Below are 18,541 nucleotides of genomic sequence, written 5' to 3'. Positions count from 1 at the left end.
TGGGGCGGCAGTGTTTGATAATGCTTGATGCCGCCACACGGGTAATTAGTTTTCTTCTTCTTTTTTTACATTTTGCTGTTGGCGTTTTTCTTCGTACACAGCTTGTTGTGCCAATACCGAACCTTCCGGGGCTTCTGAAGTTTGCCCTTGCTCCCAAGGCGAATTGTGCGGTACTTCTTCGATATGGATGGTTTTTAGCGAATAGTCGGGTTGGTAATACAAATCGTATTTGGCCGCTTTAATGGTAGAAAGCATGATGAGGCTCATGATTACCAGTAGGGGCGCTCCGGCAAAAATAGAGGCCGTCTGAAGAGTAGACAAGTCGCCGATAAACATTAATACGGCAGGCATGAGACACAAGGTAAATGCCCAAAATAAGCGGTTCCAACGATGGGGTTCGTCGTCTACCTCATGTTGCACAACCGAAGCCAGAATGTAGGAAATGCTGTCAAAAGTGGTTGCGGTAAATAAAACGGCCAATACGGTGAACACAGCGATCACTATTTTAGGCATAGGCAGGGTATTGAGTACGGCAAAGATGGTTGCGGTAGCACCTTGGTTGTTCAGTGTGGCAACAACATCTAACGTGCCGCTTAACTGCATATACAGACCGTAGTTACCCAAAATGATGAAAAATACGGCGCAACCGAGCGAACCGAAAAAGATTGACCCTACGGCCATTTGGCGGATGGTGCGGCCTTTGGAGATTTTGGCGATAAAGAGGCCGATAGTCGGGGCAAACACCAGCCACCATGCCCAATAGAATACTGTCCAGTCTTGCGGAAAACCGGTATTTTTAAAGCCGTGATCGGTAAATTGGCCGAATGCTTCCGTCCAAGTCATCATCGTGACCATTTGGGTGAGGGAGCGTCCGAGGCTTTCCAAACCGGTATCCAAGATAAATGTCGTCGGCCCGGCCAGTAGTACAAATATCAGTAGGGCAATGGCCAAATAGAAATTGATATTGGATAAAAACTGAATGCCGCTACGAAGCCCCTGATAGGCGCTGTAGGCAAAAATCATGGTAGTTACCAGTAAGACAACCAATTGGGTAGTGATATTGCTGGGTACGTTAAATAATTCATGCAGTCCTTCGGTAATCATCGGAGAGGCCAAACCTAAAGTGGTGGCACCGCCGCCTATCATGCCGAAAATAAAGAAGACGTCTACCATTTTGCCCCAATTGCTTTTGGTGAATTTTTCCCCGAAAAGCGGCATCAGGCTCTGGCTGACTTTTAAAATCGGTGAGTTACGCACATGGGCGAAATAAGCGATGGAAATAGCGGGTACCAAGTAAATTGCCCAAGCTACGGGTCCCCAGTGGAACAAACCGTAAGTAGACGCCCAGCGTATGGCTTCGGGTGTGGCAGGTTCGATTCCGAAGGGCGGGCCTTGGTAGTAGTAGACCCATTCCAAAATACCCCAATACATAATACTGGCGCCGATGCCGCCGCAGAACATCATTGCAGCCCACGAGCCGGTTTTGAATTCGATATCATCTTCAGGCTTGCCCAGTTTGATATTACCGATATCCGAAGTGCAGATATAAATCACGAAAATCAGTGCTAACGCACCAAATGCCAAATAGGCACCGCCGAATTTATGGGTAACGAATTGCTTGGTTTGAGCCACCCAATCGGCTCCTTCAGCAGGAAACAGTACCAGCGGTACGGTAACGCTCAATACAATCAGCAATACGCCGAAAAAAGTAAATTTATCAATACGGGTATTGGGCTGTGAAGAGGAAGGGCGGGGTTTGAAGTTTTTATCGGAATCAAACATACCGAGGTGTTTATAAGTGGTTTGTTTGACCTGCTTATATGTTCTCTGAGGAGAAGTGTCGTGTTTCGTCATACATGACTTCCTTATTTTATAGCCGTTTCAGACGGCCTTATCGTTTGGCGGCACCACGCACCGGAACACCGTTGGCAACGTAATAGGCGGCATTGGATTTCGGCAGCGGTGTGCGGCCGCGGATTTGGTCGGCAATTTTTTCAGCCAGCATGATTGTGGTGGCATTCAGATTGCCGGTAATGATGTCGGGCATAATGGATGCGTCGACTACACGTAAAGCTTCTATACCGTGTACGCGCCCTTGACTGTCTGTTACCGCTTCGTTGCCTTCACCCATCGCACAGGTACAGGAAGGGTGGTAAGCGGTTTCCGCGTGGTTACGCACATATTCGTCCAATTCGGCATCACTTTGCAGATGCTCGGGCGGTGTAATGGCTTTGCCGCGGTAAGGATCTAAGGCCGGTTGGTTCATGATTTCGCGGGTGATGCGGATAGCGGCGCGGAACTCTTCCCAGTCTTGCTCGTGACTCATGTAGTTGAACAAAATACTCGGGTGTTCTGCCGGGTTGCGCGACTTGAGTTTTACACGGCCGCGGCTGAGAGAGCGCATTGAGCCGACGTGCGCTTGGAAACTGTGGGATTTGCTGGCGTTGCGCCCGTCGTAACGGACTGCGATGGGCAAAAAGTGGTATTGGATATTCGGCCAAGCGAATTTTTCATCGCTGCGGATGAAGCCGCCGCCTTCAAAATGGTTGGTCGCACCCAAGCCGGTGCCGTTAAACAGCCACTCTGCACCGATGGCGGGTTTGTTCCACCACTGTGTGGCAGGGGCAATGGATACCGGTTGGGTACATTCGTACTGCATATAGAGTTCGAGATGGTCTTGCAGGTTGTTGCCCACTCCCGGTAAATCCAATATTTCGGTGATGCCTGCCTCTTGCAGCCATTCTCCCGGGCCGATGCCGCTGCGTTGCAAAATCTGCGGCGAGGCAATCGCACCCGCACACAAAATTACTTCGCGGCGCGCTTCGACACTGTGCATTTGCTTTTGATGTTCGAAACGCACACCACGGGCACGTTTGCCGTCAAATAGAATAATATCCGTAAGCGCGCCGGTAAGAATGGTTAGCCGCTCGCGGTGTTTTGCCATGTCAAGATAGCCGCGGGCGGTGGAAGAACGGCGGCCGTTTGGCGTAACGAAGCGGTCCATCGGTCCGAAGCCTTCTTGTTGGTAGCCGTTCAAATCGTCGGTACGAGGGTAGCCGGCATCTACACCGGCTTGAATCATGGCTTCAAACAGGGGATTAGTACCGGGCTTGGCGGTGGTAACGTGTATCGGGCCATCAGCGCCGTGATAGGTGTTTTCTCCCGCATCACGGTGTTCGGCTTTTTTGAAATAGGGCAGACAATCGAGATAGCTCCAGTTTTCCAACCCCGGTTTTTTTGCCCAGTGGTCGAAATCGAGTGCGTTGCCGCGGATGTAACACATGCCGTTAATCAGAGATGAACCGCCCAAACCTTTGCCGCGGCCGCAATCCATAATACGGTTGTTCATAAACGGCTCGGGATCGGTTTTATAACCCCAGTTGTAGGTTGTGCCTTGCAGCGGCATGGCGAGTGCGGCCGGCATTTGGGTACGAAAATCAAGACGGTAGTCGGGCAAGCCGGCTTCAAGCAGCAGCACGGAAACATTTTCGTCTTCGGTAAGCCGTGCGGCCAATACATTGCCGGCGCTGCCGGCGCCGATGATGATGTAGTCGTAAGCGGATTTGAGAGTCATGGTTATCCCTTTTGGGTGTTTCAGACGGCCTTTCAGTCTATAAGGGCATATAAAACTATTTATACAGGCCGTCTGAAAAGATAATGGAAAGGCAGGATGCCCGGCGATATTTCAGACGGCTTTAAAACACCGACTGATAATTGCCCAAATCCACCAATACAGATTTGGTTTGCGTGTAGTGCATCAAAGTTTGGATACCGTTTTCACGGCCGATGCCGGATTGTTTGTAGCCACCCACAGGCATTTGTGCGGGTGATTCGCCCCAAGCGTTAATCCAGCAGATACCTGCCTGAATTTGGCCGATGATACGGTGGGCGCGTTGGAGATTGGGGGTTACCACCCCGGCGGCCAAGCCGTATCCGGTGTCGTTGGCGCGGCTAATCGCTTCCTCTTCGGTGGTGTAGGTCAGAATGCTCATCACAGGGCCGAAAATTTCTTCGCGGCAGATGGTCATATCGTCAGTGCAGTTGCCGAATACGGTCGGTGCGACATAAGCGCCGTTTTCCAAACCGTTTGTTTTCAGACGGCCTCCGCCTGTTAATAAAACAGCTCCCTCGGCCTTGCCTTGTTCGATATAGGACAATACTTTTTCCATGTGTGCGAAGCTGGCCAGAGGGCCGAAATTGGTATCGGGATCAAGCGGATCGCCGACACGGATACGTGCTGCGCGGGATAATACGGCAGCTTCGAATTCGGCTTGGCGCGATTGTGGGATGAAAACGCGCGTGCCGTTGGTACATACTTGGCCCGAGCTGTAAAAGTTGGCCATTACGGCGATATCGGCAGCCAAATCGATGTCGGCATCTTCACAGATAATTAAAGGGGATTTGCCGCCCAATTCCATGGTGACTTCTTTTAATGTAGAAGATGCGGCTTGCGCCATCACTTTTTTACCCGTTGCCACGCCACCGGTAAAGGATACTTTGGCAATACCGGGGTGTTCGCTTAAGGCGGTGCCGACACGGTAGTCACCCTGTACGACATTGAATACGCCGTTAGGTAGGCCGGCTTCGGTGAATATTTCTGCCAGTTTCAGCGCCCCCAAAGGCGTAATTTCGCTGGGTTTGAATACCATGGCATTTCCCGCCGCAAGCGCCGGGGCGGCTTTCCACATGGCGATTTGGGTCGGATAGTTCCAGGCACCGATACCCGCAACCACGCCTAGAGGCTCTTGACGGGTATATGCAAAAGCAGTTTCGCGCAAAGGTATTTGGCGGCCTTCTAGGGCTTGTGCCAATCCAGCGTAGTATTCGATAACATCGGCACCGGTAACGATATCGACGTATAAGGTCTCAGAGAGGGGCTTGCCGGTATCAAGTGTTTCTATCCGCGCAAGCTCATCATTGCGTTGACGTAGGATTTCGACGGCTTTTAATAAAATACGGCTGCGCTCCACGGGCGTATAAGCCGCCCAAATTTTTTGTCCTTGGTGTGCGGTTTCGACGGCTTGGTTGATTTCTTCAGGTGTGCTTTGTTGTATGAGTGCCAAGGTTTCGCCGTTGGCGGGGTTGATGCTGGCAAAGGTTTCTGCTTGCGGATTGGCGGCGGTATAGCTGCCGTTGATGTAGGCGGTATGTAAGGTCATGGCTTCTGCTCCCTTTGTCCGGTGTTTTCAGATGGGGACCTTTACAAAAACAGTTATGCTGCACTGGCTGTTGAGTGTCGCAATAGTTTGAAGTGGCCATTCTTATCGACTATTTTTGTAAAAGTCTCTTGAATTTTGTGTATTTGAACCTGCTAAAAAATAGCAATGCAAATGAATGGTTTAAATTACCTTAACACAAGTTAATAGGGTGTGTCACATTCCTATGGCATAAAAAGGCGTTTGTTTTGAATAGGATGGCTCGATTTTGCTGGAATGATTGTAAACAAAGGTTTTTGAAATCAAATGTTTATTTTGAATTTGCAAGGTATGGGGAGGCGGTTTGTGAGTGAGGTAAAAAGAATCGGCTGTTACCGCTTTTTTGAATTAATGAAAAATATTTTCTAGAAATTGGAGAAGGGTTAAGGCAATGCCGTCTGAAAAATTTCAGACGGCATTTGAAGTAAAATCATATTTTGAGAATTATGATATGAAGATGCCTGAAGTTTGCAAGCTGATATACATAATATTGATTGTAAAATCATTGGACTCTCAGGCAGATTTCAGACGGCATCGTCATCCAAAGATTTGAGCCAGGCCAGTTTTTCGCCTATTTTGATTTCCAGTCCGCGTGGTACGGGCTGATAGAAGTCGGGCTCATCCAACCCCTCGGGCATATAGGTTTCTCCGGCGGCATAGGCGTTGGGTTCGTCGTGTGCATAGCGGTACTCGCGGCCGTAGCCCAATTCTTTCATAAGTTTGGTGGGCGCATTGCGCAAGTGGACGGGCACTTCGTCGCTGGAATTTTTTTTCACAAAATCGCGCATTTGGTTATAGGCTTTATAACCGGCATTGGATTTTGGAGCGGCGGCCAGATACAGCACGGCTTGTGCCAGTGCGAGTTCGCCCTCTGGCGAGCCTAAGCGTTCAAATGTTGAGGCGGCATCGTTGGCGATCTGCATTGCGCGTGGATCGGCCAGGCCGATGTCTTCCCAAGCCATGCGTATGATGCGCCGCGCCAGATAACGCGGATCCGCTCCGCCGTCTAGCATACGGCAAAACCAGTACAGGGAAGCATTGGGGTGGGAACCGCGCACGGATTTGTGTAGGGCGGAAATTTGGTTGTAAAAGCTTTCGCCGCCTTTATCGAATCGGCGGATTTGCGTACCGAGGCTGTTTGCCAAAAAATCGGTGGAAAGCTCGGTAAGGTTTTGTGTTTTGGCGGCACGAAGCAATTGTTCGAGCAGGTTGAGCAGGCGGCGGGCGTCACCGTCGGCAGTGTGGACAAGCAAGTTTTGTGCTTCGGTTGTCAGCCTCATTCCCAGGTATTCCGGCAATATCAATACTTTTTTACATAGCTGGTTTAAGTCTTCAGGCGAAAGAGGCTGAAGGGTATAGACTTGCGCACGACTAAGGAGGGCCGGGTTGACTTCAAACGAAGGATTTTCGGTAGTGGCTCCGATAAACGTAAGCAGACCACTTTCCACATAGGGAAGAAAAGCATCTTGTTGGGCTTTGTTGAAACGGTGCACTTCATCAACAAATAAAATAGTAGACTGCCCCTGCTGTAAGGCGAGTTCGGCTTTTTCAACGGCTTCACGAATGTCTTTTACACCTGAGAAAACGGCGGAAACAGGTAAAAATTTGGCATTGAAGCTTTGTGCGAGAATACGGGCCAGTGTGGTTTTGCCGACACCGGGAGGCCCCCATAGCAGCATAGAGTGAGGCTTGCCTCCTTCTACGGCCACACGCAGGGGTTTACCCATTCCTATAAGATGTTGTTGACCGATGACGTCGTCCAATGTTTGGGGGCGGAGACGTTCGGCCAGAGGAGCTTCAGGACTGCGGGAAAAAAGGTCGGACATAACTGTTTCCGTGGGCGGAAGAGATACAAAATTAATGAATTATAGCGCAAGCCCTACAGAGTTTTGAAAGGAAACAATCTTTTTCAGACGGCCGTTTGCATAATTTTGATATGGCCGGCATAACTTATAGCCTTGCTTTGAAGCGTATTTCTAAAATGATAATGACCGGAATTATGTTGGTTTCGGTAGTTTTAAGGCAGCCTTAATCGGAACGGGCCGCTTTTTTGCATTATTATTGCATAATCCCCAGCGTAGATTGTGTAGGTTGTTTCAGGCACATCAGCAGGTTTATCTGCCAGAGTGGGTTGTAGGCGGGGGGAGCATCGGTGATAATAGCGGTGTTGCCGTTGTGTTCACGTTATACCTCTCGGTATGCTCCGTGAGCGTATCAACGGGTTTTGCCGGTTGGCATGGCGTAAATAGTAAAGTGAGAGAATCATGAAGAAATTTTTAGCAGCTATTGCTGCGGTTTTGGCTTTGGGTGCCTGTGCAAGCGGCAACGGTGGTTTCGATACCGGTATGGGTGTCGGCAATTCACTGGTAAAAGCGGCTATCGACAACCAATGCCGCACCGAGCTCAATAACCGCAACGAATGGCGTTTGGCTATGTTGGCAGTAAGCGCGCAACAGCAGCAGGCGTGGGAAGATAAAATTTGCGGTTGCGCCAGCGAAGAGGCGCCGAATCAAATGAGTGCGGCGGAATTAATGCAGGTTGTTAGCCCCGCTACCCGTACTCAGGCAGTTGCCAGTGTAACGGCAAAAACAGTCACCGCATGTGTAAAGCGGCTTTATAAGTAAGACAACAAGGTTTGAGACGGCCGCTTTTGTAATGCAGGCCGTCTGAATGTTTGGTTTTATCCCGTAATTTTCAGAAAACGGAAAACAGGTTTATGAAATATATCAGCACCCGTGGCGCAACGGCACATAAGGCATTCAGTGAGGTTTTATTGATGGGCTTGGCTCCCGATGGCGGTTTGATGCTGCCTGAGCATTATCCTCATGTGAGCGAGCAAACGCTTGAGGCTTGGCGTGGCTTGAGCTATCAGGAGCTGGCCTTTGAGGTGATGAGTCTGTTTATTACCGACATTCCTGCTGATGATTTGCGCGATATCATCAACCGCACTTATACCGAAGAGGTTTTTGGTAGTCGTGAGATTACTCCGGTTCGTACTTTGAGTGACGGTATTAAAATCCAAGCCTTATCAAACGGGCCTACTTTGGCATTTAAAGATATGGCGATGCAGTTTTTGGGCAATGCGTTCGAATATGTATTGGCCAAAGAGGGTAAAACATTAAATATTTTGGGAGCAACCAGCGGAGATACCGGTTCGGCAGCCGAATATGCTTTGCGCGGTAAGAAGGGTATCCATGTATTTATGCTGTCGCCGGAAGGTAAAATGAGTGCTTTCCAGCGCGCGCAGATGTATAGCCTGCAAGATGAGAATATCCATAATATCGCTGTTTTAGGTATGTTTGACGATTGTCAGGATATTGTAAAAGCCGTACAAAGCGATGCTTCTTTTAAAGAAAAATATCAAATCGGCACGGTAAACTCCATTAACTGGGGGCGGATTGTAGCTCAGGTGGTGTATTATTTTGCCGGTTATTTCAATGTTACTACAGACAACAGTCAAAAAGTCAGCTTCTGTGTGCCCAGCGGTAATTTCGGTAATGTGTGCGCCGGCCATATTGCCCGTCAAATGGGTCTGCCTATTCACCGCCTGATTGTGGCGACTAATGAAAATGATGTGCTGGATGAGTTTTTCAAAACCGGCGAATATCGCCCGCGCAGCACAGCCGATACCTATGTAACATCCAGCCCTTCTATGGATATTTCCAAAGCCTCAAACTTTGAGCGTTTCATATTCGACCTGATGGAGCGCGATGCGGTACAAATCGAAGCCCTGTGGGCAGAAGTCGGTATTGGTAAAGGTTTCGATTTGAGCTTGCAGTTGGGTAAAATCCGCAACCAATACGGTTTCGTGTCGGGTAAAAGCTTACACCAAGACCGTTTGGCTACCATTGCCGAAGTTTACCGTGCCGACGGCGAGCTGCTTGATCCGCATACGGCCGATGGTGTGAAAGTCGCCCGCGAAGTGCGTGAGGCTGGTGAAACAATCGTATGCTTGGAAACTGCCTTGGCAGCCAAGTTTGAAGAGGCTATCCGCGAGGCGGTAGGTGAAGTGGCTGTTGCGCGTCCGTCAGGCTTGGCAGGATTGGAAGCACTGCCTCAACGCGTACAAACCGTGCCTAATAATGCCGAAGTAGTGAAAAGTATTATTCGGGAAACATTGCATAAATAATCAGGAGCAATGCCGTCTGAAATTTTTCAGATGGCATTGGTTTGTTTTAAAAACAGCGAACATTGATTTGAGAAGCGTTTTTGTTTAAAATCGGATGTTTGCTCTAAAATTGCGAATCGATATGCATCAAAGCACCGACCAGTCGGCTTGGCAGCTTTATAAGCGGCTGGCAGTTTACCTGAAAGGGTATTGGAAAGTTTTCACCGTTGCCGTTTTCGCCATGTTAATAGTGGCGGCAACCATGCCTTTGTTTGGGTATCTTCTCAAGCCTTTGATTAATGAAGGCTTTGTCGATAAAAATATGCAGAAGATGAGTTGGCTGCCCTTGGCCATCGTAGCACTTTTTATCGTGCGCGGCATCTTCAATTTTATCAACGAATACTGCACCAGTTATCTTTCCAGTCATTTGGTTCAGCAAATGCGGGAGCAGATGTTCGGCAAGATGATGCGCTTGCCCTCTTCGTATTTCAGTAATCATGCCAGCGGGCGGGTGATGTCGCGCGTGTTGAATGATGCAAACCAAATTGCAGACGCCGGCTTCAACGTGATTACCGTGTTAGCGAAAGACGGTGTCAGCGTTATCGGTTTGCTTGGCCTGCTGATGTATCTCAACTGGCGGTTGACGCTGATTACTTTTGCAGTGTTGCCGATTGTGGCTGTATGTGTGCGTATGGTCAGCAAGCGTCTGCGCAGCCTTTCGCACAGCAACCAACAGCAGTTAGGCCAGATGACGCAGGTTTTGAACGAGAGTATAGACGGGGCCCGTGTTATCAAGGTTTATGGCGGCCAAAAGCGGGAGACAGGCCGCTTTGAAAATGCCGCGGGCGGGGTTCGCAGTAATAATGTCAAGCAGGCAGCTGCCAGTTCTATCGGTACAAGTGTTACCCAAATTATGGCTTCCGTCGCTTTGGCGGCGATTATGTATATGGCGGCCCGGGAAGCACATAGTGACGGCTTTAGCGCGGGCGACTTTATGTCGTTTTTGTCGAGCATGATTATGATGTTTGACCCCATCAAGCGTATGACCAGTGTGATGCAGTCGCTCCAACGCGGCTTGGCAGCGGCGGAAAGTGTATTCGGCTTTTTGGATGAGCCTGAAGAAACGGACGGCGGTACCCAGCAGCTGGTTAATCCGGGTACGATCGAATTTATCGATATCGTACACCGCTATCTGGAGGCAGAGAAAAACAGCTTAAACGGTATCAATTTGACTGTACCGCAGGGTAAAGTGGTGGCATTGGTTGGCGCTTCGGGATGTGGCAAAACGACTTTGGCAAATCTGATACCTCGCTTTTTCAACCCTAGTGGCGGCGAAGTACGTATCGGCGGAACGGATATCCGTGAATACACACTGGAAAGTTTGCGTAGTCAAATGGCATTAGTGAGTCAGGATGTGGTGTTATTTAATGATACCGTAGCCGGTAACATTGCTTACGGCCAGTTGGGAAAGGCTACCGAAGCAGAAATCATCCAAGCAGCAAAGGCTGCTAACGCATGGTCGTTTATTCAGGCAATGCCCCAAGGATTAAATACCGAGGTGGGTGAAAACGGCTTGAAGCTTTCCGGCGGCCAACGTCAGCGTATTGCGATTGCCAGAGCGTTGTTGAAAAATGCTCCGATTTTGATTTTGGATGAAGCCACCAGCGCATTGGATAACGAATCCGAACGTTTGGTTCAGGCGGCATTGGAAAAATTAATGCAAAACCGCACAACCATCGTGATCGCCCACCGCTTGTCGACTATTGAGAAAGCGGACACTATCGTAGTTATGCATGAGGGCCGTATCGTAGAGCAGGGCACGCATCAAGAATTGATAGCCCGTGGCGGCCGTTATGCCGACTTGCATAATCTGCAATTTGATGAAAAGCCGTCTGAAACGGTTCGGACGGCCTCTTAAATATTTAAATAGGAAAACAACATGGCAGCATTTAATACTCAGACGGTTTTGTCGGTTCATCATTGGACAGACGCTTACTTTACCTTCACTTGCACGCGCGACGAGTCATTACGTTTTGAAAACGGCCAGTTTGTGATGGTGGGCCTGATGGTGGATGGCAAGCCTCTGATGCGCGCATACAGCGTTGCCAGTGCTAACTGGGAAGAGCATCTCGAGTTTTTCAGTATTAAAGTTCAGGATGGTCCTTTGACCAGCCGTTTACAACATCTCAAACCTGGTGATGAGGTGTTGATCAGCAAAAAACCGACCGGTACATTGATTTGCGGCGATTTGAATCCCGGCCGAAACCTTTATCTTTTGAGTACCGGTACCGGTTTGGCACCGTTCTTGAGTATTACCAAAGATCCGGAAGTATATGAGCAATTCGAAAAAATCATTATGGTTCACGGTGTTCGTTATAAAAAAGACTTGGCGTATTATGACCGTTTTACCAAAGAATTACCCGAACATGAATATTTGGGTGACTTGGTAAAGGAAAAGCTGATTTACTATCCGGTGGTATCTCGCGAAGAATACCCGCATCGCGGTCATATCACTGATTTGATGATGAGCGGTAAAATGTTTGAGGATATCGGCTTGCCGACTCTAGATCCCGAGCATGACCGTGCCATGTTGTGCGGCAGCCCTGAGATGTTAAAAGATACCAGTGGGGTGCTAAACCATTTTGGCTTGAAAGTTTCTCCGAAAATGGGCCAGCGTGGGGATTATGTAATTGAGCGCGCGTTTGTCGAGCAATAAATACAAATTCTGCCTGCTTCTAGATAGATAAGCGCAGTAAAGCACAAGGCGGCATAAGCCGCCTTGTTGGCTTTTATTTCCGGTAAACACATTAAAATATAAGCTTCTCATAGCGATTTTGGGTTTTATGTTATGAAAGGCGTGAGATATGGCGCTTGCGGGCGATATCTTAATTTGGTGCTTGTAAGGTAAATATGATAGAAATCAGTAATTTGACTCTCCAGCGTGGTTTAAAGGTCTTACTTGATAAGGCTTCGCTTACTATTACCCCAAATCAGCGTGTAGGCTTAATCGGTAAAAACGGTACGGGTAAATCCAGTCTGTTTTCTCTGATTAAAGGTGAAATTACGCAAGATGGCGGAGATATCCAAATTCCCAAGCATTGGAAGTTAGCGGCGGTGGCGCAGGAAACTCCGGCGTTGGATATCACTGCTTTGAATTATGTATTGCAAGGAGATGGCGAATTACAATATTTTCAGGCAGCTTTGATGCAGGCCGAGACCGATAACGATGGCATGAAGCAGGCGGAATACCACGCTAAATTAGAGGAAATCGATGCCTATACTGCTCCTGCGCGTGCGGCGAAATTACTAAACGGTTTGGGTTTTTCGCAACAAGAACACGATATGCCGGTTAAATCGTTTTCCGGCGGATGGAGAATGCGTTTGAATTTGGCGCAGGCGCTTATGTGCCGCGCCGATTTGCTGCTGCTTGATGAGCCGACCAACCACTTGGATTTGGAAACCGTATTATGGTTGGAGAATCACCTTGCTTCCTTACCTTGCACGCAAATCATCATTTCGCATGACCGTGATTTTTTAAATGCCACCACTACGCAAACTGTTGAGTTATCTAATCAGAAGCTTACGCTATACGGCGGGAATTATGATTTTTATCAAACCGAACGTGCTCAGCGTTTGGCTCAGCAACAGTCTGCCTATCAAAAACAACAGGCCCAAATCAAACATTTGCAATCGTTTATTGACCGTTTTAAAGCAAAGGCGACTAAGGCTACGCAAGCGCAAAGCCGTATGAAAGCCTTGGCCAAATTGGAGCGTATCGCGCCCGCTCATTTGGATAGTGAATTTTCTTTCCAATTCGAACAGCCAACCCATCTGCCCAACCCTTTATTGAAATTGGATGCCGCAGATTTGGGATATGAGGGTAAGAGTATTGTTAGCGGTGTCAATCTTTCTATTGAGAGCGGGGCACGTTACGGTTTGCTTGGTGTGAACGGTAGTGGTAAATCTACATTCATTAAAGCATTGGCCGGGGAATTGCAGCCAATGGCAGGGCAGCTGTTGAAATCAGACAAACTCAATATCGGCTATTTTGCCCAGCACCAACTTGACACCTTGCGGGCAGATCAAAGCCCTATTTGGCATATCCAACAGCTTTCACCGCAAGTGCGTGAGCAGGAAATCCGCAATTTTTTGGGTGGCTTCAACTTTATTGGTGATATGGCTACCCAAAAAATCGAACCTTTTTCAGGTGGTGAAAAAGCGCGGTTGGCTTTGGCCTTGATGGTGTGGCAAAAACCTAATTTATTGCTGCTTGACGAACCGACCAACCATTTGGATTTGGATATGCGCCATGCGCTTACCGTAGCGTTGCAAAGTTTTCAGGGGGCTTTGATTGTCGTATCACATGACAGGAGCTTGCTTGAGGCGACTACTGATTCATTTTTGTTGATTAGTGAAGGCCGTCTGAAAGAATTTGATGGTGATTTGAACGATTACAGACAATGGCGCCTAGCACAAGAAAATGCCGCTACGGCACCGGCAGCATCGGCACAGTCTCAAAGTCGAAAAGACATTAAACGTTTGGAAGCTCAAATACGGCAGGAGCGGGCGCGTCGTACAAAACCGCTTCAGCAGAAAATAGAAAAAGCCGAAAAAGAAATGGCCGTTTTGGCCGAAGTACAAAGTACGTGTGAAGCATTTTTGGCACAAGAATCCGCTTATGCGGATGAAAATAAAGCTGAATTACAGCAAATGCTCGCACGATTGGCCGAAGTCAAAGTAAAATTGAACGGTTTGGAAGAAAACTGGCTGGGGTGGCAGGAAGAGTTGGAGCGTGTCCATCAAGCTGTTGATGCGGAATTCGCTGATCTTAAATAATACATGCCGTCGGGGAAAGTGGGCAGAAATGCCCAAAAAAATCAAAATGATAAATGAAACATTCGGTTGTATGAAAAAAGTATCCGTTTTGTGTATATTGGCTGCTCTGTCGGTGGGAGCCCTTCAGACAGCGCATGCTGCAAAAATTTATACCTGCGTGATAAACGGCCAGACAGTGTATACATCAAAGGCCGGTCGTAATTGCTCTTCGGCAGATTTGCCGCCGATAGGCCGTTACAGCACCAGTCGTTATGACACGCCATCGGTACGTAGTGCGGAAAGCCAGCAGGCTCAAAAAAATACCAATCAAAATACTGCTAAAGCAAAGCCTGCCGCCGTGCCGGTTAAGCGGACACAAATAGCCTCTCAAGCAGCACCTGTTGTACCTGCTGCTCCTAAAGTATCCTCCACAGGCGGGCGTCGTTCTATTTTGGAGCAAGAGTTGGCCAACGAGCGCCAGGCATTGGCTAACGAACAAAAAGCTTTGGCTGCGGCGCGAACCGCTAAATCAGGCAATCTCGACCAACAGCATATCAGTCGCTTGCAAGGCAGTGTGCTAGACCGCCAGCAAAATATCCAAGCTTTGCAACGGGAATTATCCAGGATATAACCTCTTTTGAGAGATCTGATATTGACTGAGGATGTGCAGACTATATTTAGCTATATACATACCGTAAACGGGTTCTCAATAATTTAAGAAACGCCGTCTGAATTTTCAGACGGCGTTTCTTAATATACGGATAATATGTATATGCAAAGAATATTTATTGAATATGCAGAATATTCCACAGTAGTAGTCCGGCAGGATATTGGTGCGCTATCTTGAACCTTGCTTGAAATAGTTGTTTTATTCAGTATCTGCTTATCCAGTTTATGGGTACGTTTGGGAAGCTTATATGGTGTGTAATGAACTAATAAGAATGCCCGTTAAATTATAATAATAGGCCGTCTGAAAATTTTCAGACGGCCTTGCAGATAGAAATGGCTATACATATAGATACAGTTAGCTGCCGCGTGCCCGATTTTTATGGAATTGTGCTTGGAATTCGGCAAACTTACCTTGTTCGATGGCTTCACGCATTTCAGTCATCAATACTTGGTAATAATGCAGATTGTGGATGGTATTGAGCTGTGCGCCCAAGATCTCTCCCGCACGGTGCAGGTGGTGCAGATAAGCGCGGCTGAAGTTTTGGCAGGCATAGCAGGTACAGCTTTCATCAATAGGCCGGGGATCATGTTTATGTTTGGCATTTTTGATTTTTAAATCGCCAAAGCGGGTAAACAACCAACCGTTGCGGGCATTGCGTGTCGGCATCACGCAGTCAAACATATCAACGCCGTGAGCTACGCCGTAAACCAAATCTTCGGGTGTACCTACACCCATCAGATAATGCGGTTTGTGTGCAGGGAGTATCGGTCCTACCGCTCGCAGCATACGGTACATTTCCGGTTTGGGTTCGCCCACGGAAAGACCACCGATAGCTAAGCCGGGGAAGTCGAATTCTTCTAGGCCGCGCAGCGACTCTTCGCGCAAGTCTTCATACATTGCCCCTTGTACGATGCCAAAAAGAGCGTTGGGATTGTTCAAATCTTCAAAAGCCTTTTTGGATCGTTCTGCCCAACGCAGACTCATTTGCAGCGATTTTTGTGCTTGCGAATGAGAAGCTTCTCCCGGAGTGCATTCGTCTAGCTGCATGACGATATCGGAATTTAATACGGTTTGGATTTTCATTGAAATCTCGGGCGATAGGAACAATTTATCGCCGTTAATCGGGCTTTTGAAGGTGCAGCCTTCTTCGGTCAGCTTACGCATATCCGAAAGCGAGAAAACCTGAAATCCGCCGGAATCCGTAAGGATGGGTTTGTTCCAGCCGATAAAGTCGTGCAAACCGCCGAATTGCTCAATAACTTCCAAGCCCGGCCGCAGCCAAAGATGGTAGGTATTACCTAGAATGATTTGTGCTTTTATATCGTGCAGATGTTGGGGTGTCATGGCTTTTACCGAGCCATAAGTACCTACGGGCATAAAAACGGGAGTTTCAATTTTGCCGTGATTGAGTTCGAGTGTGCCGCGGCGCGCATAGCCATCGGTTTTGTGAAGGGTAAATTTCAACATATATTACAGCAGAGCATACTCTGAAAAGTTATCATAATCGCAATTATAGCGGATTTGCTGTATTTATGCGGTTTTAGACGGCGCATGGCGGCTCATTGCAAAATAGACTGCTTGTCAAGCAAAGCGCGAATCAGCTAAAATAACGCCTTTGCCGTATATCTGTTATGGCTGCTTTAACAGGCATGTAGCTCAGTTGGTTAGAGCACCACCTTGACATGGTGGGGGTCGTTGGTTCGAATCCAATCATGCCTACCATACTGTGTATGCAGCAAAAGCAGTATGCTTTTGTTGCTTTTTTTATGATGTGAAAAAATAGTTATTGCCTGAGATTCAGGTTCTGCGCATTTCGGTTATTGGAGTATTTTAATGTTGAACATTACCTTGCCCGACGGGTCGGTCCGTCAGTTCGAAGCACCGGTGTCGGTTTACGATGTGGCTGCTTCTATCGGTACGGGTTTGGCTAAGGCGGCCTTGGCCGGTAAGGTCAATGGTAAGTTGGTAGATACTTCATATGTGATTTCCGAAGACGCGGCTTTGTCGATTATAACCGGTAAAGATGCAGATGGGTTGGATATTATCCGCCACTCTACTGCACATCTGATGGCGTATGCCGTTAAAGAGCTTTTTCCTGAAGCACAGGTTACTATCGGCCCGACCATCGAAGATGGTTTTTACTACGATTTTGCTTACAAACGCCCGTTTACTCCTGAGGATTTGGCGGCAATTGAAAGTAAAATGAACGAGCTGGCAAGAAAAGATATTCCTGTTGAGAGATACGAACTTAGCAGAGATGATGCTGTTGCTTATTTTAAAAGCATTGGTGAAGATTACAAAGCGGAAATCATTGAGAGCATACCGCAAGGCGAAGTATTGTCCTTGTACCGAGAGGGTGAATTTACAGATCTCTGCCGTGGTCCTCATGTTCCCTCTACCGGTAAGTTGAAAGTATTTAAGTTGATGAAGGTTGCCGGCGCTTATTGGCGCGGCGATAGCAATAATGAAATGCTCCAGCGTATTTATGGTACTGCTTGGGCAAATAAAGAAGATCTCAAAGCTTATCTTACCCGCTTGGAAGAAGCTGAAAAACGAGATCACCGTAAACTTGGTAAGCAGCTTGATTTATTTCATTTGCAAGACGAAGCCCCGGGTATGGTATTTTGGCATCCCCGTGGTTGGGCATTATGGCAAACTATCGAACAGCATATGCGCAAAGAGCTGGATACAGCCGGTTACCAGGAAGTGAAAACTCCCCAGATTATGGATAAAACCTTTTGGGAAAAATCTGGCCACTGGCAAAACTATAAAGACAATATGTTTACAACCCAATCGGAAAAGCGCGAATATGCGGTTAAGCCGATGAACTGTCCCGGTCATGTGCAGATTTTCAACCACGGTTTGCGTTCATATCGTGACCTGCCTATGCGTTTGGCAGAGTTTGGTTCTTGCCATCGAAACGAGCCTTCGGGTGCCTTGCACGGCTTGATGCGTGTGCGTGGCTTTGTGCAGGATGATGCGCATATTTTTTGTACTGAGGCGCAGATTACTCAGGAAGCACAGGCATTTAACCGTTTGGTAATGAAAATTTACAAGCAATTTGGCTTTGAACAGGTTGATGTCAAGTTGTCTTTGCGACCTGAGCAGCGTGCTGGTTCCGATGAGATTTGGGATAAAGCGGAGCAAGGTTTGCGTGATGCGCTGACTGCCTGCGGTATCGAGTGGGAAGAGTTGCCCGGGGAGGGAGCTTTCTATGGACCTAAAGTAGAATATCATATTAAAGATGCAATCGGCCGCTCATGGCAATGCGGCACGATTCAGCTTGATTTTGTGTTGCCGGAGCGTTTGAATGCCGAATACGTGACCGAAGATAATGGTCGTGCACGCCCGGTGATGCTGCATCGTGCCATTTGTGGTTCACTCGAGCGTTTTATCGGTATTTTGATTGAGAACTATGCAGGCTCTTTCCCGCTGTGGCTGGCGCCGGTGCAGATGGTGGTAATGAATATTACCGAGAAGCAGGCCGATTATTGCCGTAGTGTGGTAGAAAAGCTGCGCGCAGAAGGTTTTCGTGTTGAATTAGACTTGCGTAACGAAAAGATCGGTTACAAAATCCGAGATAATAGCCAATACCGTTACCCCTATCAAATTGTGGTGGGGGAGAGTGAAAAAGAAAACAACCAAGTTGCCGTGCGCCGTAAAGCGGAAGATTTAGGCGCAATGGGTGTGGATGATTTTATTGCCCACCTTAAGCAGGAAATTGCTTTGGCATTGGTTTAAGATTAATCCAAC

General features: G+C 48.0%; 12 protein-coding genes and 1 tRNA gene. 8 read left to right on the top strand and 5 right to left on the bottom strand.

Annotated features, from left to right (window positions below):
• Nucleotides 1-45: 45 nt before the first annotated feature.
• The 4 genes from LVJ86_RS07995 to LVJ86_RS07980 form a co-directional block, all read right to left on the bottom strand.
• Nucleotides 46-1,854 (bottom strand): BCCT family transporter, encoded by a 1,809-nt coding sequence (locus LVJ86_RS07995; RefSeq protein WP_082131232.1) that lies wholly within the window; start codon nucleotides 1,852-1,854, stop codon nucleotides 46-48.
• Nucleotides 1,855-1,891: 37 nt separating this feature from the next.
• Entirely contained in the window at nucleotides 1,892-3,574 is a 1,683-nt protein-coding gene (gene betA / locus LVJ86_RS07990; protein WP_047760367.1) for a choline dehydrogenase, read from the bottom strand.
• 121 nt (nucleotides 3,575-3,695) lie between these two features.
• The gene (gene betB / locus LVJ86_RS07985; RefSeq protein WP_047760366.1) at nucleotides 3,696-5,159 is read right to left on the bottom strand and encodes a betaine-aldehyde dehydrogenase; all 1,464 of its coding nucleotides are present in this window, start codon (nucleotides 5,157-5,159) and stop codon (nucleotides 3,696-3,698) included.
• A 560-nt stretch (nucleotides 5,160-5,719) separates the two neighbouring features.
• Complete coding sequence (locus tag LVJ86_RS07980; protein ID WP_047760365.1) at nucleotides 5,720-7,021, bottom strand: replication-associated recombination protein A; 1,302 nt, start codon at nucleotides 7,019-7,021, stop codon at nucleotides 5,720-5,722.
• Nucleotides 7,022-7,459: 438 nt separating this feature from the next.
• Here LVJ86_RS07980 and LVJ86_RS07975 point away from each other — a divergent pair, with 438 nt between their 5' ends.
• The 6 genes from LVJ86_RS07975 (at nucleotide 7,460) to LVJ86_RS07950 (ending at nucleotide 14,749) form a co-directional block, all read left to right on the top strand.
• Nucleotides 7,460-7,819: a hypothetical protein gene (locus LVJ86_RS07975; protein ID WP_047760364.1), complete on the top strand. Its 360-nt coding sequence runs from the start codon at nucleotides 7,460-7,462 to the stop codon at nucleotides 7,817-7,819.
• 92 nt (nucleotides 7,820-7,911) lie between these two features.
• Nucleotides 7,912-9,324: a threonine synthase gene (gene thrC / locus LVJ86_RS07970; RefSeq protein ID WP_047760363.1), complete on the top strand. Its 1,413-nt coding sequence runs from the start codon at nucleotides 7,912-7,914 to the stop codon at nucleotides 9,322-9,324.
• 121 nt (nucleotides 9,325-9,445) lie between these two features.
• Nucleotides 9,446-11,221, top strand: a complete 1,776-nt coding sequence (gene msbA, locus LVJ86_RS07965; protein WP_047760447.1) for a lipid A export permease/ATP-binding protein MsbA — start codon at nucleotides 9,446-9,448, stop codon at nucleotides 11,219-11,221.
• A gap of 21 nt (nucleotides 11,222-11,242) precedes the next feature.
• Entirely contained in the window at nucleotides 11,243-12,019 is a 777-nt protein-coding gene (locus LVJ86_RS07960) for a ferredoxin--NADP reductase (protein WP_047760362.1), read from the top strand.
• A 194-nt stretch (nucleotides 12,020-12,213) separates the two neighbouring features.
• Nucleotides 12,214-14,139: an ATP-binding cassette domain-containing protein gene (locus LVJ86_RS07955; protein ID WP_047760361.1), complete on the top strand. Its 1,926-nt coding sequence runs from the start codon at nucleotides 12,214-12,216 to the stop codon at nucleotides 14,137-14,139.
• A 70-nt stretch (nucleotides 14,140-14,209) separates the two neighbouring features.
• A complete protein-coding gene (locus tag LVJ86_RS07950; protein WP_047760446.1) occupies nucleotides 14,210-14,749 on the top strand; it encodes a hypothetical protein in 540 nt (179 codons plus the stop codon).
• A gap of 393 nt (nucleotides 14,750-15,142) precedes the next feature.
• Here LVJ86_RS07950 and tgt read toward each other — a convergent pair whose 3' ends face one another.
• Nucleotides 15,143-16,255 (bottom strand): tRNA guanosine(34) transglycosylase Tgt, encoded by a 1,113-nt coding sequence (tgt, locus tag LVJ86_RS07945; protein ID WP_047760360.1) that lies wholly within the window; start codon nucleotides 16,253-16,255, stop codon nucleotides 15,143-15,145.
• Between the two features lie 178 nt (nucleotides 16,256-16,433).
• Between tgt and LVJ86_RS07940 the strand changes: the two genes are divergently transcribed.
• Together LVJ86_RS07940 and thrS are read left to right on the top strand one after the other, a co-directional pair.
• A tRNA-Val gene (locus LVJ86_RS07940) sits at nucleotides 16,434-16,510 on the top strand.
• A 111-nt stretch (nucleotides 16,511-16,621) separates the two neighbouring features.
• Nucleotides 16,622-18,529, top strand: a complete 1,908-nt coding sequence (thrS, locus tag LVJ86_RS07935; RefSeq protein WP_047760359.1) for a threonine--tRNA ligase — start codon at nucleotides 16,622-16,624, stop codon at nucleotides 18,527-18,529.
• Nucleotides 18,530-18,541: the final 12 nt, after the last annotated feature.

This window comes from Neisseria arctica (assembly GCF_022870905.1).
Taxonomy (GTDB): Bacteria; Pseudomonadota; Gammaproteobacteria; order Burkholderiales; family Neisseriaceae; genus Neisseria; species Neisseria arctica.
The sequence above is the reverse complement of the archived record's forward strand: the minus strand, read 5'-3'. Positions and strand labels throughout refer to the sequence as shown.

What these genes read in the sequence shown, in the direction of transcription:
- LVJ86_RS07975 (WP_047760364.1), top strand. Translation starts at nt 7,460, where the DNA reads ATGAAGAAATTTTTAGCAGCTATTGCTGCGGTTTTGGCTTTGGGTGCC.
- LVJ86_RS07995 (WP_082131232.1), bottom strand. Translation starts at nt 1,854, where the DNA reads ATGACGAAACACGACACTTCTCCTCAGAGAACATATAAGCAGGTCAAA.
- LVJ86_RS07950 (WP_047760446.1), top strand. Translation starts at nt 14,210, where the DNA reads ATGAAAAAAGTATCCGTTTTGTGTATATTGGCTGCTCTGTCGGTGGGA.
- thrS (WP_047760359.1), top strand. Translation starts at nt 16,622, where the DNA reads ATGTTGAACATTACCTTGCCCGACGGGTCGGTCCGTCAGTTCGAAGCA.
- betB (WP_047760366.1), bottom strand. Translation starts at nt 5,159, where the DNA reads ATGACCTTACATACCGCCTACATCAACGGCAGCTATACCGCCGCCAAT.
- tgt (WP_047760360.1), bottom strand. Translation starts at nt 16,255, where the DNA reads ATGTTGAAATTTACCCTTCACAAAACCGATGGCTATGCGCGCCGCGGC.
- LVJ86_RS07960 (WP_047760362.1), top strand. Translation starts at nt 11,243, where the DNA reads ATGGCAGCATTTAATACTCAGACGGTTTTGTCGGTTCATCATTGGACA.
- LVJ86_RS07955 (WP_047760361.1), top strand. Translation starts at nt 12,214, where the DNA reads ATGATAGAAATCAGTAATTTGACTCTCCAGCGTGGTTTAAAGGTCTTA.
- msbA (WP_047760447.1), top strand. Translation starts at nt 9,446, where the DNA reads ATGCATCAAAGCACCGACCAGTCGGCTTGGCAGCTTTATAAGCGGCTG.
- betA (WP_047760367.1), bottom strand. Translation starts at nt 3,574, where the DNA reads ATGACTCTCAAATCCGCTTACGACTACATCATCATCGGCGCCGGCAGC.
- thrC (WP_047760363.1), top strand. Translation starts at nt 7,912, where the DNA reads ATGAAATATATCAGCACCCGTGGCGCAACGGCACATAAGGCATTCAGT.
- LVJ86_RS07980 (WP_047760365.1), bottom strand. Translation starts at nt 7,021, where the DNA reads ATGTCCGACCTTTTTTCCCGCAGTCCTGAAGCTCCTCTGGCCGAACGT.